10 protein-coding genes are annotated in these 15,389 nt (G+C 73.0%); 5 read left to right on the forward strand and 5 right to left on the reverse strand.

Features of this window, described 5'->3' with window-relative positions; all coding sequences use genetic code 11:
* The first annotated feature begins 15 nt into the window (after positions 1-15).
* From wecB to AB0C21_RS19725, 3 genes are read left to right on the forward strand one after another with little or no spacing between them, the layout of a single operon-like run.
* Positions 16-1,146: a non-hydrolyzing UDP-N-acetylglucosamine 2-epimerase gene (wecB, locus tag AB0C21_RS19715; RefSeq protein ID WP_500205816.1), complete on the forward strand. Its 1,131-nt coding sequence runs from the start codon at positions 16-18 to the stop codon at positions 1,144-1,146.
* Positions 1,139-1,867, forward strand: a complete 729-nt coding sequence (locus AB0C21_RS19720) for a hypothetical protein (protein ID WP_500205817.1) — start codon at positions 1,139-1,141, stop codon at positions 1,865-1,867. Before wecB ends, AB0C21_RS19720 begins: the two co-directional genes overlap by 8 nt.
* Positions 1,868-1,920: 53 nt before the next feature.
* Entirely contained in the window at positions 1,921-4,044 is a 2,124-nt protein-coding gene (locus AB0C21_RS19725) for a glycosyltransferase family protein (protein WP_500206174.1), read from the forward strand.
* Positions 4,045-4,050: 6 nt separating this feature from the next.
* Here the strand turns inward: AB0C21_RS19725 and AB0C21_RS19730 are convergent, their stop codons facing one another.
* Entirely contained in the window at positions 4,051-4,725 is a 675-nt protein-coding gene (locus AB0C21_RS19730) for a winged helix-turn-helix transcriptional regulator (RefSeq protein ID WP_500205819.1), read from the reverse strand.
* A gap of 117 nt (positions 4,726-4,842) precedes the next feature.
* Between AB0C21_RS19730 and AB0C21_RS19735 the strand changes: the two genes are divergently transcribed.
* Positions 4,843-5,655 carry a class I SAM-dependent methyltransferase gene (locus tag AB0C21_RS19735; protein ID WP_500205820.1) on the forward strand — a complete coding sequence of 271 codons (813 nt, stop codon included), beginning with the start codon at positions 4,843-4,845 and terminating at the stop codon, positions 5,653-5,655.
* Between the two features lie 145 nt (positions 5,656-5,800).
* Here the strand turns inward: AB0C21_RS19735 and AB0C21_RS19740 are convergent, their stop codons facing one another.
* Entirely contained in the window at positions 5,801-6,811 is a 1,011-nt protein-coding gene (locus AB0C21_RS19740; RefSeq protein ID WP_500205821.1) for a CDP-alcohol phosphatidyltransferase family protein, read from the reverse strand.
* A 123-nt stretch (positions 6,812-6,934) separates the two neighbouring features.
* On the opposite strand from AB0C21_RS19740, the gene AB0C21_RS19745 reads away from it, so the two are divergent.
* Positions 6,935-8,416, forward strand: a complete 1,482-nt coding sequence (locus AB0C21_RS19745) for a hypothetical protein (protein ID WP_500205823.1) — start codon at positions 6,935-6,937, stop codon at positions 8,414-8,416.
* 54 nt (positions 8,417-8,470) lie between these two features.
* On the opposite strand, the gene AB0C21_RS19750 is transcribed toward AB0C21_RS19745, so the two are convergent.
* From AB0C21_RS19750 to AB0C21_RS19760, 3 genes are all read right to left on the reverse strand, one after another.
* Positions 8,471-11,914: a bifunctional glycosyltransferase/CDP-glycerol:glycerophosphate glycerophosphotransferase gene (locus AB0C21_RS19750; RefSeq protein WP_500205824.1), complete on the reverse strand. Its 3,444-nt coding sequence runs from the start codon at positions 11,912-11,914 to the stop codon at positions 8,471-8,473.
* A 79-nt stretch (positions 11,915-11,993) separates the two neighbouring features.
* Positions 11,994-14,207 (reverse strand): bifunctional glycosyltransferase/CDP-glycerol:glycerophosphate glycerophosphotransferase, encoded by a 2,214-nt coding sequence (locus AB0C21_RS19755; protein WP_500205826.1) that lies wholly within the window; start codon positions 14,205-14,207, stop codon positions 11,994-11,996.
* A gap of 59 nt (positions 14,208-14,266) precedes the next feature.
* A complete protein-coding gene (locus AB0C21_RS19760) occupies positions 14,267-15,313 on the reverse strand; it encodes an acyltransferase family protein (protein ID WP_500205827.1) in 1,047 nt (348 codons plus the stop codon).
* Positions 15,314-15,389 lie beyond the last annotated feature (76 nt).

The following is a 15,389-nucleotide window of genomic DNA, read 5'->3' on the forward strand; positions in this document are numbered from 1 at the left end:
CGGTAGGCAACTCCGATGAACAGAAGGGAAATCGTGTTGGCACCCATCGTGCACGTCCTCGGGGCGCGACCCAATTTCGTCAAGGCGGCGCCGGTGATCTCGGCGCTCGCCGCGGCGGGCGCCGAGCAGGCGGTGATCCACACCGGCCAGCACTACGACGCGCGGATGTCGGAGGTCTTCTTCGACCAGCTGGGCCTGCCCGAGCCCGACGTCAACCTCGGCGTCGGGTCGGGCGGGCACGCCGAGCAGACCGCCGCGCTCATGATCGGGCTGGAGAAGGAGTTCACGGGCCGTTCACCCGCGCTCGTCATCGTGTACGGCGACGTGAACTCGACGATCGCCGCCGCCCTCGTCGCGGCCAAGCTGCACATCCCGGTCGCCCATGTGGAGGCCGGGCTGCGCAGCTTCGACATGACCATGCCGGAGGAGGTCAACCGCAGGGTGACCGACCAGCTCTCGGCGCTGTGCCTGGTCACGAGCCCGGAGGCCATCGGCCACCTGGCCGCCGAGGGCGTCCCGGTGGAGCGGGCCCACCTGGTCGGCAACCCGATGATCGACACGCTGCTGGCCAACCTGGACCAGTTCGACACGGCCGCCGTGCGGGCGGCGCACGGGCTGCCGGAGCGGTACGTCCTCGCGACCATGCACCGCCCCGCGAACGTCGACGCGCCGGAGACGGCCGCGGCGCTCGTCCGGCACCTGCACGGCGTCGCCGACCTCGCCGACCTGGTCATCCCCGTCCACCCGCGCGGGCGGGCGAACCTGCTGGCCGCCGGGCTGGACGACCACGACCGGGTGCACATTCTGGAGCCGCTGGGGTACATCGACTTCATCGCGGCCGTGCGGGGCGCGGCGGCGGTCGTCACCGACTCGGGGGGTCTCCAGGAGGAGACGACGATCCTCGGGGTGCCGTGCCTGACCGTCCGCCCCAACACCGAACGGCCGATCACGATCACCCACGGCACGAACCGGCTCGTCACGTTCGAGGAGCTGGTGCCGGGGGTCCGCAAGTGCCTGGAAGGGGGATCGGCGAGCGGGACGGCCGCGGCGCCGGGCGCGCGGGCGGGCGGGCGCAGGCCGCCGCTGTGGGACGGCCACGCCGGTCCCCGCATCGCCGATGTGATCATGGAGTTCCTGGGTGAGTGACGAGGAGACGAACGCCAAGGCCAACCAGCGGATCGGGCGGCTGAGGTCCGCGCTGCGCGAGCGCGAGGCGCGCATCGACGAGCTGGAGCGGCGGCTCGCCGCGCTGGAGGCCTCGACGGCCGTCCAGTTCGGGCGGCTGGTCGCCGGCGCCGCGCGCGACCCGAAGCGCGGCAAGCGGCTGCCGCGGGAGCTGTACCGGCTCTGGCGCAAGCGGAGCGCCCCCGTCTCGGCGGCGGCGCGCTCCACCGGCGGCGGGTCCCAGCCGGACCGCGTGGACCGGCCGGAGGACCGCCTGCTCGTCGCGGGCCCGTCCGACGTCCCGGTCATCGCGGGCGTGCTCGCGCCCGGCACGGCCGCCGTCCTCGCCGAGCACGCCAAGGTCGTCGCCCTTTACCCGCACGACGCCGCGATCGCCCTCGAAGCCGCCGACGTGGACGCGCTCGTGGTGGACGCGGCGGCCGGCGAGCCCGGCGGCCCCTGGGCCTACCTGGGCGTCCCCGGCATGTACGACCGCGATCTGGCGCTGCACCGGATCCGCCGGATCGCCGCGGCCCGCTCGCTCCCGCTCGTCCTGTGGGGCGAGGCGCCGCCCGCCACCCTGGCGTCCCTGCGCTGGGACGCGACCGCCACCGCGCCCGCCGCGCTCATCGAGCTCCTCGAACCGGCGCCTTCGCGGCAGGACGCGGAGGGGCGTCCCGCCACGAGGAGCCCGGCCCGTTGAAAGGAACCACCGTGCGACCACGCGCCCTCGTCTACGGCGACGTCGACCTGAACATGATCGACGGATCGGCCATCTGGGCCCAGGGCATGGTGCAGGCCCTGGCCCGCGCCGGCTGCGAGGTGACCCTGGTCCTGAAGGCTCCCGTCCGGACCGGCCGGCTCGTCGACCCGCTCCGCGCGCTGCCCGGCGTCACCGTCCGCAGCCCGCACGCCGAGGGGCTGTTCGACGGCCCCGCCGGCATGTCGCCCCGGCAGGCCGCCGAGGTCCTCGCCCGCGTCGACGAGGAGGCCCCGTACGACCTCGTCGTCGTGCGCGGCCGCCACCTCGTCGGCAAGCTCGCCGCGGGCCCCCTGGCCGGGCGGCTCTGGACGTACCTGACCGACGTGCCCCAGTCGGCGGCGGAGTTCACCGCCGCGGCCAAGGGCGACCTGCGCCGGATCGCGGACGCCTCCCGCGTCCTGCTCTGCCAGACCGAGGAGCTGCGCGGGTTCCTGGAGAGCGCCGTCCCGGCCACGGCCGGCAAGAGCGTGCTGTTCCCGCCGGTGGTCGTGCTCCCGGACGGCCTGGAGACGCGCCGCCCCGGCCCTCCGGGCCACCCGCTCCGCCTCGTCTACACCGGCAAGTTCGCGCCGCGCTGGAACACCTACGAGATGACGTCCCTCCCGCGCCTGCTGGCCATGCGCGGCGTGGACGCCGAGCTGCACATGGTCGGGGACAAGATCCACGACGACCCGGCCGACCCCGGCTTCGCGGCCCGGATGAGGACCGCGCTGGAGACGGGCGAGGGCGTGGTGTGGCACGGCGGCCACCCGCGGGCCGAGGCGATGCGGCTGACCGCCGGCTGCGACGTGGGCCTGTCCTGGCGCGACGCCTCCATGGACACGAGCCTGGAGCTGTCCACGAAGGTCCTGGAGTGCGGGACGCTCGGCGTCCCGGTCGTCCTCAACCGCACCCCCATGCACGAGCGGCTCCTCGGCGCCGACTACCCCCTGTTCGCCGCCACCGAGGACGACGTCCTCGACGCGCTCACCCTCATCGGCAAGAACCCCGAGGTCTACACGCTCGCCGCCGACCGCTGCCGCGCGGCCGCCGCCGCGTTCAGCCTCGACGCGGCCGCCGCCCGCCTGCGCGACCACCTGGCGCAGGCGTTCCCGGAGCCGTCCGACCGGGTCCTCGGTGTGAAGGGCCGCCGCCTGCGGGTGGGCGTGGCGGGCCACGACCTGAAGTTCTTCTCCCGCCTGCTGGACTACCTGCGCTCCCGCTCCGACCTGGAGGTCCAGGTCGACCACTGGGCCGCGCTGAAGGCCCACGACGAGGAGCGCAGCCAGGCCCTCGTCGACTGGGCGGACGTGATCGTCTGCGAATGGTGCGGCCCCAACGCCCTCTGGTACGCCCGGCGCAAGCGCCCGGACCAGCGCCTCGTCGTGCGCCTGCACCGCTTCGAGCTGTACGCCGGCTGGCCGAAGCAGCTCGACATCGGCGCCGTCGACCAGGTCGTCTGCGTCAGCCCCCACTACAACGAGCTGACCCGCGAGATCACCGGCTGGCCCGCCGGGAAGGTCGTCACGATCCCGAACTGGGTGGACGACGCGCAACTCGACCGCGACAAGCTCCCCGGCGCCGAGCACCACCTCGGGATGATCGGCATCGCCCCGTCCCGCAAGCGCCTGGACCTGGCCCTCGACGTCGTCGAGGAGCTCCGCCGCGACGACCCCCGCTTCACCCTCTTCGTCAAGTCCAAGCTCCCGTGGGAGTACTGGTGGATCTGGCAGAAGGACGAGGAGCGGGCCCACTACGAGGAGGTCTTCCGCCGCATCCGCCGCTCCCGCGTCCTCTCCGGCGGCGTCGTGTTCGACTCCTACGGCCGCGACGTGGCCTCCTGGCTGCGCCGCATCGGCTGGGTCCTGTCCACCAGCGACGACGAGAGCTTCCACCTGGCCCCCGCCGAGGGCATGGCCTCGGGGGCCGTTCCGGCCCTGCTTCCCTGGCCTGGCGCGGACACCATCTACGACCGCCGCTGGATCCACGACGACACGTCCGCCATGGCCGCCTCCATCGCCACCACGGTCTCCCTGGGCCGCTGGCAGGAGGACGCCGAGCTGGCCCGCACCCAGGTGAAGAGCGCCTACGGCCTGGAGGGGGTCTGCCGCCAGTGGACGGACCTCCTCACCGGCTAGGCGCGCTCAACCGGCCTCGGCGGGACGGGGGACACCGGCGTACGGGGGAAGGGTGAACCACGTCGGGACGCCGCGGCGCAGACGCTCGGGCCCTTCCAGCTCGACCGTCCCCGCGCGCAGCGCGTCGGCCCAGGCGAGGTCACCGCGCCAGATCCGCACCAGGGCGCGCAGGGGAGCGGTCACCGTCACGGAGACCTCGTGGCCGGGGTCGTGGTCGCAGACGTCGGTGGCGTCCCCGGTCAGGACAAGCCACCAGTGGCGGTCGGCGGCCGGGACGTCCGGGAAGCGGAACATGACCACGGTCCTGCCTTCCGGGACCGCGGCGGGATCGACGTTCCGCCGCATGTCCCAGAGGAGGAGTTTCGGGTCGAGGTCGCGTTCGCCCAGCTCGCCGATCCAGCGCACGCCCCAGACGGCGAGGGCCTCGGCCACCGGGCGGAGCTCCTCGCCCGCCGGGGTCAGGACGTAGCGGTCGTCCCGCTTCTCCACGATCCCGGCGCGGACGAGCTGGCTCAGCCGCTTGGCCAGCAGGGTGGGCGACATGCGCGGCACGCCGCGCCGCACCTCGTTGAAGCGCTCGCTGCCCGCGAGCAGCTCCCGGACGATCAGCAGCGTCCAGCGCTCGTCGAGCAGCTCCATCGCCTTGGCGACGGGGCAGAACTGGTAGTAGGAAGCCCCCATAACGGGCAGGCTAGGCGGGCGACTCCCCGTCTGACCAGGGCTCGGTACAGATCCTGTACTAGGAGCGCGCCCGGCCGGTTCCTAACGTGGACCCCACGACACGAGGGGAGAAAAGTCATGGGGGACGCAGTGAAAGCCGCGCACCGGGCGATGTGGGCGACGGGCGACTACCCGGCGCTGGCGGACGAGGTGATCCCTGATCTGGGGGCGGAACTGGTCCGCGCCGCCGGGATCGGGCGCGGGCAGCGGGTGCTGGACGTCGCGGCGGGGGCAGGCAACGCCGCCATCGCGGCGGCGCTGGCGGGGGCGGACGTGGTCGCCAGCGACCTGACGCCCGAACTGCTCGACGCCGGGAAGGCGGCCGCGGCAGGGCTCGGCGCGAAGCTGGAGTGGCAGGTGGCCGACGCGGAGGCGCTGCCGTACGCGGACGGGGAGTTCGACGCGGTGCTGTCCTGCGTGGGCGCCATGTTCGCCCCGCACCACGAGGCCACCGCGGCCGAACTGGTGCGCGTCTGCCGGCCGGGCGGCACGATCGGGCTGCTCAACTGGACGCCGGAGGGCTTCATCGGCCGGATGTTCGGCGTGATGAAGCCGTACGCGCCGCCGCCCCCGCCCGGGGCGCAGCCGCCGCCGCTGTGGGGGAACCCGGAGCACGTCCAGGCGCTGTTCGGCGAGCACGTCGCGGAGGTCGGCTTCCGGCGGGAGGCGCTGCGCGTCGACCTGTTCGAGAAGCCGGGCGACTTCCGCGACTACTTCAAGAGCCGCTACGGGCCCACGATCAGCGTCTACAACCGCATCGCGGACGACCCCGACAAGGTCGCCGCGCTGGACGAGGCCCTCGCCGACCTGGCCCGCGAACACGACCGCGGAGGGCCGACCCTGTCCATGGACTGGGAGTACCTCCTGGTGACCGCCCGCCGCGCGGGCTGAGGGGGCCGGGAGCCGCCTCCGAGGCGCCCGTCGCGCAGGGAACCGTTCCGGAAAGGTCCGATCCAGAGAGGCGATCCAAAGAGAAAGGTCCCCGCGGCCGTGCCGCGGGGACCTTTCCATGTCCGGGTCGGTGGGAAAAGCCGGGTCAGCCGGAGCTGCCGACCACGGCGCCGGCCTCGGCGGGCTCGGCGGGCAGCTCGGCGCGGTAGGTCTCGATCTTGGCGTTGAGCTTGGCGAGGCTGCGGCTGTAGTCGCGGCTGGACAGCCAGAACTTGTAGATGATGATCAGCTCGAAGGCCAGCAGGCCGACGCCGCTCAGGACCACCACGGGGATGATGGCGCCCGGCACGATCGCGGCGGCGATGGGGGCGACGATGAAGACGCCCATCTGGAACTCGATGCCGCTGATCAGGTGCGGGCGGATGCGGCCCGCCATGAGGACGTTGCGGATGCGGGCGTACCAGGGGAAGCGCTGGTTGAAGCCCGCCTGGAGGACGGCGATGTTGGGGTCGTCGCCGACGACGCGGTTCTCCGCGTCGGCCTCGGGGTCCTCGGTGAGCGCCTCGGCGGAGCGCAGGTCCTCGTCGGCGTCCGCGAGCTCGCCGTTGGCGCGGCGGGCCGCGAGTTCGAGGTTCCTGGCCTCCTCGCGGGCCGCGTTGAGGGTCGTCCGCATCTGCGAGCGGACCTTGTAGATCTCCAGCGCGTCCATGTAGCGCAGCATGTCGAGGAAGACGACGCCGAGCGCCGTCCAGACGTAGGCGACGTTGCCGGTGGCGGCGTACTGTCCGGCCATCAGGGCGATCGCGCAGGCGAGGACGCGGACGCGGTCGAAGATGTAGTCGAGCCAGGCGCCGAAGACCGAGCCGGTGCCCTTCAGCCGAGCGATCTTGCCGTCCATGCAGTCGAGCGTGAACGACAGGTGGTACAGCAGCGCGCCGGCGAGCAGCCACGGCCAGGACGCGACGGCGAAGCAGGCGCCGGCGGCGAGGCCGAGGACGAGCGCGCCGACGGTGAGCTGGTTCGGCGTCACGCGCGTCCGGTTGGCCGTGAACTTCACCAGCCTGGCGGCGAGCGGGTCGACCAGCAGCACGGTCCACCAGGCGTCACGCGCCTTGTACGTCCGTTGCCGAACGTCATCGAGCGTGAAGTTCGCCATGGGGTTCCTTTCGTTCGCGGAGCGGTCCGATGGTAGCGGCTGTCCGGTTCCGGTCACCGCTGATCTCCCGGATCGTGATCGTCCGGTCACATGACGATCAAATTCCGGGGTATGCGACGCGGGGTGCGTGTGCGTTCCGTCCTGCCTCACCTCCCCTTCTTCGGAGTGCTCGCGGTCGCGGTCTGGATCCGGGCCCTCGCCGTCCTCGCCTATCCCGCGCCGCTGTGGTTCGGCGACTCGCCCGGCTACCTGCGGGCCGCCGTCGAGTTCCGGCCCGATCCGACCCGCCCCAGTGGATATCCGATGCTGCTGTGGCTCCTCAAGCCGTTCCACAGTTTCACCGTGATGGTGTCCGTGCAGCACGCGATCGGGATCCTCACCGGCGTTCTGGTGTACGTCCTGGTCTGGCGTGCGGGGCGGGCGGCCCTGCCCGGCGCGGAGGCAGGAGGACGGCGAGCGTGGCTGCCCGGCGTGGTGGCGGCGCTCCTGACCGTCCCGGTGCTGGTCCCCGTGCACCAGGTCGCCCTGGAGCACATGCTCATGTCGGACTCGCTGTTCGCGTTCCTGCTGCTCGCCGCCGTCGCGGTCGTGCTGTGGCGGCGCCGCGCGACCTGGTGGCTCGGCGCGGCGGCGGGGATCCTCACGGCGGGGGCGGCCCTCACCCGGACGGCGGGCGTCCCCCTGATCGCCCTGATCCTGGCGGCGATGGCGATCAGGCGGGCCGGCTGGAGGACCTGCGCGGCGGCCGCGGCGGCGTTCGTCCTCCCGGTCGCCGGCTACGTCTTCTGGTTCCACGCGGAGTACGGCCAGTACAAGCTCGCCAAGGCCGACCAGGTGTTCCTGTACGGGCGCACCGCCGCGTTCGCCGACTGCCGGGTCATCAAGCCCCGGCCCGAGCTGGCGGTCATGTGCCCCAAGCGCAGCGACCCGCGGATCTCCAAGTCGTTCTCGGTGATGTGGACGCCCGACTCCCCGTTCCGCCGCATCCCCGGCTGGGTCTACGGCGACGAGGGCAACAGGCTCGCGGGCGAGTTCGCGTGGGCCGCGATCAAGGCGCAGCCCGCCGACTACGCGGAGGTCGTCGTCAGGGACACGCTGCGGTCGTTCGCCTGGCACCGGCAGCCGTACCCCACGCCGTGGACGTGGCTCCAGTACGAGTTCCCCGAGGGCGAGGCGTGGAGCGACAAGCAGGCCCGCCTTGCCCGGCACTACGGCCCGGACGGCGAGACCCGGGTCGTCCGGCCGTGGGCGGGGCAGGTCCTCGCCTACCAGGACCGCGTGGTCATGCCCGGCACGATCCTCGGCGTCCTGCTGCTCGGCGGGCTCGCCGCGGCCGCGCCGCACGCGCGTTCGGAGGGGCGGTGGCGTCCGTCCCGGGCCGTGCGGCACTGGGCGACGGGCCCGCTGCTCCCGTGGGGGACGAGCCTGGCGCTGCTGGTGGTCCCCGCCGCTACCGCAGACTTCGACTACCGCTACGTCCTGCCCGCCGTCCCGTTCGCGTGTGTCGCGCTCGGCCTGGCCCTGTTCCCGCCGCTCCGCCCGCCGCGGGTTCCCGCGCCGCGCGACGAGGACCGCCCGGCGCCCAAGGAGAAGGTCGACGCCTGAACCGCCCCGGAAGCCCGGGCCGTGCCGGACGCCGGATGCGCCGCCCGATGACTCCTACAGGCCTCGACCGGTCGTGCCGAAGACGCGGTCGACCGCACGGGACGCGGCATGCCCGTCGTCCAGAGGGCAGAAACGCGCCACGAAGTCCTTGTAGCGGTCGCGGTACTCGGCGGTGGCCGCCTCGACGTCGCGGACCGCGTCGACGAGGTCGCCGGAGGTCTCCAGGAGCGGCCCGGGGGCCTCGGCCTCGAAGTCGAAGTAGAAGCCGCGCAGCCGGTCGCGGTAGTCGGCCAGGTCGTAGGTGAAGAACAGCATGGGCCGGCCGGTGTTGGCGTAGTCGAACATCACCGACGAGTAGTCGCTGATCAGCATGTCGGAGATCAGGTACAGCTCGGTGATGTCGGGATAGGCCGACACGTCCCGGACGAAGCCGTGCTCGTCCTCGCGGACGCCGTCCACGACGTTGGTGTGCAGCCGGACGAGCAGGACGTGGTCGTCGCCGAGCGCGGCGCGGGCCCGCTCCAGGTCGATCCGCATGTCGAACTTGTAGCGGCCCCGGCTGTAGTACTGGTCGTCGCGCCACGTCGGCGCGTACAGCACGACCCGCTTGCCCTCGGGGATGCCGAGCCGGGCCCGGACCCGCCTGGCGACCGTCCCCGCCTCCGGGTTGTGCAGCAGGTCGTTGCGGGGGTAGCCGACCTCCAGCATCTCGCCCTTGAACGCGAACGCGCGGCGGAAGATCTCCGTGCTGAACGGGTTGGGGGACACCAGGTGGCTCCACTCGGGCACGGCGGGCCCGGTGTCCTTCGTCCGCGACTGGAGCGCCTTCTTCATGCCGGGCGCGTAGGCGAAGTGCACCTCCTTGATGTCGCCGCCGATCTTCTTCAGCGGCGTGCCGTGCCAGGTCTGCACGACGACCTGGTCCGGGTGCCGCCGGAACGCGTCGCCCAGCCGGTGGTTCGTCACGATGTAGCGGGACGTGGCGAGCGCCTCGTGCCACTCCCTTCCGTGGAGCCGGACGGCCCGCAGCGTGTCCGGCAGCTCCACCTGCGCGTCGTTGACCACCCAGAGCTGCTCCAGGTCCGAGCCGCGGCGCACCAGCTCCTCGTGGACGGCCTTCGGGCTGTCGGAGTACTGCCGCCCGCTGAAGCAGGAGAACAGGACCGCGTCGCGGAGCCCGTCGCGGTCGACGCGGCGGCGCGCCTCCTCCCGGTACCTGGTGCCGGCGCTCTTCTCCTCCGGCGACACGTCGCCCGTCACGGCGAGGGCGAGCAGCCCGTCGCGCGCCTCCAGCGCGTAGCCGCGCCGCGCGACCTCCAGCGGCTCGGGCAGGTCCCGCTGCGCCTCCGGCGACAGCCGGACGGTCAGCGCGCGGCCGCCCGGCGGCCGGAACAGTACGTCCCAGCGTCCGGGGCGCAGCGGCAGGACGCCCGCGACGCCGGGCACGGCCGCGACCGGGACCTCCGCGCGCAGCGCGCCGGACGCCGGGTCGGCGACGAGGTCGAACGCGTGCTCCTTGCGGTGCCATCGGCCGCGCAGCACGACCTGCCCGCTCCCGTGACGGCCCTCCGCGCGCGGGCCGTCCGTGAGCGCGGGGTGCGTCGCGGTCAGGACCAGGGTCCCGTCCGGCCGCCAGGCGCAGCCGTCGACGGCGAGCCGCGCCGTGGTGCGCCGGACGCGCAGGTAGCCGCCGGGCCCGCGGCCCGCGGCGACCTCCAGCGGGCCGAACGCGCGCTGGACGTCCGCGACCCCTTCGGCGAGCACCAGCGGCCGGCCCGCGGCGCGGACCGCCCAGTCGCGGGTGTCGTCGATCTCCTCCGGGGGCGGCGGGGCCCCGTCGAGGGACTCCGGGTCGACGCGGGCGGCGTACCGGCCGCCGGACGCGGTGACCGGGACGGCGATGCTCTCGTCGCCGAGCGCCAGCTCCAGCTCGCCCGGCGGCTCGTCCGCCTCCACCTCGATGACCAGCTCGCCGCCGTCCCAGCGCAGCCCGACGGCCGCCGTCCGGACCCGCTCGACCTCGATGACGAGGCGGTCGTCGTCGATCCGCGGGACGACGCGCACGCCGTCCGCGACGTAGCGGTACGGCGGGTGGGCCCCGGTGCCGGACCTGCCGCCGCGCAGCGGCCCCCGCCGGAACACGCCGGCGGCCAGCACCGACGCCTCGACGGTCCAGACGCCCTCGACCCACCGCCCGCGGTGGCGGAGCCGTCCGACGTCGAGGTCGAACGCGAAGCCGGACCAGCCGGACCGCTTGCCCGGCGCCGGCGTCTGCCGGGCCCGCGCGAGGAGCGCCCGTCCGGCCGACCGCAGCGTCATCGCCTTCACCGACGTCCAGCGGCGCCGCATGCCGACCGAGTTGATGTAGGCCTCGCCGGTGACGGTGAGCCGGTCGCCGTCCCAGCCGACCGCGTGGACCCGGCCCCGCATCCGCAGCTCGTCGCGGGCCCGGTAGACCTCGCGCGGGACGGCGACCTTGGGGTCCTTCCAGTACGGGTAGACGACGTACCGGCGCAGCGGGTCGCGGACGATCGCCGGGGAGGCCTTGCCCCGCTCGTAGCGGACGACCTTCACCAGCTCGGTGGTGTGGCCCGCGGCGGCGAGATGCCACTTCAGCCGGGTCAGCGCGGGCACGTCGGCGAGCAGCTTCGCGGGCAGCCCCGCCACGTGGCCGGCGGCCTGCGCGACGACCTGCTCGCGCTCGTCGGCGGGCAGGTCCGGCAGCGCGTCCAGGAACACCCGCAGCTCCTCGGCCGCCGCGAGCGCCTGGAGCCGCCGCCGCGACCGGGCGTGGCCGTGCTCGCCGAGCCAGGCGGCGGCGAGGGCGACGGCGGCGAACCCGTCCGCGATCTCCTGTGCCTCCGTCGTCGCCGGGAACCGCTCGCCCCGGCGGCGCAGGACGACGTCGGGCAGCACGTCGACGCCCGTCGCGAGGTGCAGTGCCTGGAGCGCGGGAAGCAGGTCCTCGTACCGGCCGAGGTCGGGGAACTCCAGCCCGTGCGACGTCCAGAACGACCGCCGGAACAGCTTCCCGGAGACGCCGCGTTCGCGGACGAGGTCGGGCGTGCGGCGCACGTCCGTGCCGGTGGCCGGCGGGAGGAACGGCTCGGCGGGGCGCCACGGGGCCGTCCGGTCCGTCCCGCGGCGTTCGGCCTCGCGGCCCACCGCGATGTCGGACCCGGACGACTCCAGCGCCTCGACCAGCGTCGCGGCGGCCTCCGCCGGCAGCTCGTCGCCGCCGTCCACGAACAGCAGGAAGTCGCCCTCGCTCTCGGCGGCGCCGAGGCCGCGCGCCGCGCCCCGGCTGGGCGCGCCCTCCCGGACGACGCGGAACCGCTCGTCGGGCAGGACGGCCCCGGCGGCGGCGCCGGCGCCGTCGTCCACCACCAGCACCCGCAGGCCGGTGTGCGACTGGGCGGCGATCGAGGCGAGGGTTCCGGCGAGCGACTCCCCGGCCCCGTGCGCGAGCACGACGACACTGACCCTGCTGGCGGACAAGCGACCCACTCCTTCGGGGGTGACCGGGCATGACGGGGCGGTCGCCGGACGCCGCCGCGGCGGCGTCCGGCCGCGCGGCCTACCGCGGCGGGTTCGGGACCTTCTCGCCGAGGAACATGCGGCGGACGGCGCGCTCGGCCGCCTGCCCGTCGTCCCACGGGCAGAACCGCGCGCGGAAGTCGGCGAGGTCCTTCGCCGCCGCGTCGCTCCACGCGGACCGGGACGTGAACGCCTCGACCAGTTCGGCCTCGGTGGTGGCGACGACGCCGGGCGGGGTCTCCGTCAGGTCGAAGTTGACCCCGCGGGTGAGCCGGTAGGTCTCCCAGTCGTTGGCGTAGATCACGATCGGCCGGTCGAGGTTGGCGTAGTCGAACATGACCGAGGAGTAGTCGGTGAGCAGCGCGTCCGAGGCGATCATGAGGTCCTCGACGGACGGGTGCCGGGACACGTCGATGACCCGGTCCTCCGGCCAGCCGAGGTCGGCCGCCATGTTCTTGATCTTGTAGTAGTAGTGCGCCCGCAGCAGCAGGACGTGCCCGTCGCCGAGCTGGTCCGCGACCCGCCCGATGTCGAACATGGGGGTGTAGCGGCGCTGGTAGTCGCGGTGCGTCGGCGCGTACAGGATCGCGGTCGCGCCGTCCGGGACGCCGAGCTCGGCGCGCAGCCGGGCGCGCTCGTCGCCGTCGGCACTGACGAGCCGGTCGTTGCGCGGGTAGCCGATCTCCAGCATCTCGTAGTCGCAGGGGAACCCGCGCTCCCACGCCTCGGTCGACAGCGGGTTGGACGAGACGAGGTAGTCCCAGCGGTCCGACCGGGCGATGAGGGCCTTGAAGTCCATGTCGTTGGCGCCGACCGGGTACTCCATCTGGTCGAGGCCCATCTTCTTCAGCGGCGTGCCGTGCTGCGTCATCATGTGGACCTGCCCCGGCCGCTTCACGTAGTTGTCGGGGAAGTTCACGTTGTTGACGAAGTACTTGGCGCGGGCCAGCGTCCGGTAGTACTCGGCGGAGCCGGCGACGACGAAGTCGACGCCCTCCGGCATCGTCCTGCGCGCGCGGGGCTTGACGATCCACACCGGGCGGATGTGCGGGGCCAGCTCCCTGACCTTCTCGTAGATCGCCGCCGGGTTGCAGGCGTACCCGCGGTACCAGTACGCGGCGAAGACGGCGAGGTCCTCCTCGACCGGGAGGCGCCGCTGCATCTGGTAGTAGCGCTCCTTGGCGAGCTCCTTGCCCAGCAGCACGCCGCGCTTGCGGATCTTGGCTGCCCTGCCGGCCCGGCTCCCGGCCTTGTCCTTGGCCTCGGCGGCCCGGACCCGCTCGTACCCGCGGAAGTCGCCCGCCTTGATCATCCGGTGCTTGTCGGCCAGGAACGGCTTGTCGTCCGGCGGGACGTGCCCGGCCGGCTCGTACTTGCCGTACGTCTTCGACATCTCCGCGAAGAAGCGGGCCTTCTCCGACTCGTGGACGCGGTCGGGCCGCTCCAGGATGACGAGCAGGTGCCAGATCGTCCGGTCGAACATCAGCGGGCGGAACGGGTCGGCCTTCGCCCCCATCCCGTCCATGAACTCGAAGATGCGGTCGTACTGCGCGAACGCGTCGAAGTGCTTCGCGCTCGCGGTCTTGGTGATCGCGCCGCGGCGGCGCTGCCGGTAGATGTAGCAGACCCGGTCCAGCAGGCTGAGCCGCTCGGCGGCCATCAGGATCGGGTAGGTGACGTTGACGTCCTCGTAGTAGCCGCCGCTGAAGCGCAGCCCGAGGTCGAGCAGGAACTCCCGGCGGATCGCCTTGTTCCACGCCGTCATCATCATCTCGAGGACGCTCTGCCGCTCGGCGAGGGTGAACACGTCCGGCGCGGGCGGCTCGCGGAACAGGTCGTTGATGATGCTGCGCTTGACCTTGCCGTTCCAGTAGGCCCGGGCGTAGTCGAACACCAGCACGTCGGGGCGGGTCTCGGCGAGGCGGTCGCAGATCGCGCGGACGGCGCCCTCGGTGGCGTAGTCGTCGCTGTCGAAGAACCAGACGTAGTCGCCCGTCGCCATGTCGAGGCCGATGTTGCGCGCGCGGCCGAGCCCGACGTTCTCGCCGAGATGCCGGACCTTGACGCGCGGGTCGCGCTCGGCGAACTCGTCGAGGATCTCACCGCAGCCGTCCGGTGAGCGGTCGTCGACGGCGATGACTTCGAGATTGGGGAGATCCGGGTCGAGGATGGAATCAAGGCATTGCCTGATGTACCCCTGCACTTTGTGCACGGGCACGATGACGCTCAAAGAGATGTCGTGATCAGAGCTCACGCGAAGGCCAATCAACTACTCGGTGATTCTGGACTATACCCACAGGTCAGCGTTGAACCTCAGGTCCTGGCGGGGGCGGGGCGGAGGAGCCGCCGCGCGTCGGGCTCGACGGCCCACCGGGTGCACCGCCGCACGGGGGCGGTGGCGAGGACGACGCCGAGCGCGGCGGCGGCCACGGTGACCGAGACGATGCCGAAGGGGTTGTGCAGGACCGGCTCGTCCAGCACGCCGGTGTAGTCGAACGACTTCATGACGAGCCCGTGCAGCAGGTACACGTACATCGTCCGCGTCCCCATCTCGGTGTACCAGGACCGGCCGCGCGGGACGCACGCGAGGAAGGCGGCGCCGAGGAGAACGGCGAAGGCGAGGGCCACGAGCCGCCACATCATGCCTTCGGCGGTGCCGAAGCCCATGGCCTCGTAGCCCTGGTTCCAGTAGAGGAGACCGCTGTCGATCCTGGGGACGACCGCGCCGAGCTCCCAGACGTAGGCGACGGGGAGGGCGGCGGCCAGCACGGCGAGCCCGGCCCACCGCGCCCGGTCGGCGCGAAGCCGGCGAACGTGCTCCGGGTCGACGGTCAGCCCGAGGACGAAGAGCGGCAGCAGCCCGGCCGTGCGGCTGAGCGTGGAGTCGGCGGTGAACGCCCAGCTCCCGCCGACGAGGCAGAACGCCACCGAGACGGCCACCGGGTGGCGCAGGTGCCCCCAGAGCGGGGCGCTCAGCCGCCAGAACACGAGCGCCACCAGGAACCACATGAGGAAATGCGGCCGGAACAGCTCGCTCAGCCGGAATTCGACCCCGTTGAGAAGGACCAATTGCGCCCGGTAGAGCAGGATGAAGATCACATAGGGGACGACCAGCGTGGGCAGGACGCTCCGGAACTTGTCCGTCGAACGCATGAATCCGCGCGAGAAATAGCCGGATACAAAGACGAAGACCGGCATGTGGAAGGCGTAGAGGACGACATACGCGGCGTGTGCCGCGCGGCTGTCGCCGAACTGGGACCAGAAGTGGCCGACCACGACCAGGACGGCCGTGAAGAACTTGGCGTTGTCGAAGTACGCGTCCCGCGCGCGCGGAGCGGGCTTCGGCGCCGCGGTGGGCATGGGGGGCGCGGCGGGCACAGGGGGTGCGGCGGGTATGGGAGGTGCGGTGGGCATGGGAGGTGCGGTGGGCACGGCT

Source organism: Spirillospora sp. NPDC049024 (assembly GCF_040649235.1).
Lineage (GTDB): Bacteria > Actinomycetota > Actinomycetes > Streptosporangiales > Streptosporangiaceae > Spirillospora.

What these genes read in the sequence shown, in the direction of transcription:
- AB0C21_RS19735 (WP_500205820.1), top strand. Translation starts at nt 4,843, where the DNA reads ATGGGGGACGCAGTGAAAGCCGCGCACCGGGCGATGTGGGCGACGGGC.
- AB0C21_RS19740 (WP_500205821.1), bottom strand. Translation starts at nt 6,811, where the DNA reads ATGGCGAACTTCACGCTCGATGACGTTCGGCAACGGACGTACAAGGCG.
- wecB (WP_500205816.1), top strand. Translation starts at nt 16, where the DNA reads ATGAACAGAAGGGAAATCGTGTTGGCACCCATCGTGCACGTCCTCGGG.
- AB0C21_RS19760 (WP_500205827.1), bottom strand. Translation starts at nt 15,313, where the DNA reads ATGCCCACCGCGGCGCCGAAGCCCGCTCCGCGCGCGCGGGACGCGTAC.
- AB0C21_RS19730 (WP_500205819.1), bottom strand. Translation starts at nt 4,725, where the DNA reads ATGGGGGCTTCCTACTACCAGTTCTGCCCCGTCGCCAAGGCGATGGAG.
- AB0C21_RS19725 (WP_500206174.1), top strand. Translation starts at nt 1,921, where the DNA reads ATGATCGACGGATCGGCCATCTGGGCCCAGGGCATGGTGCAGGCCCTG.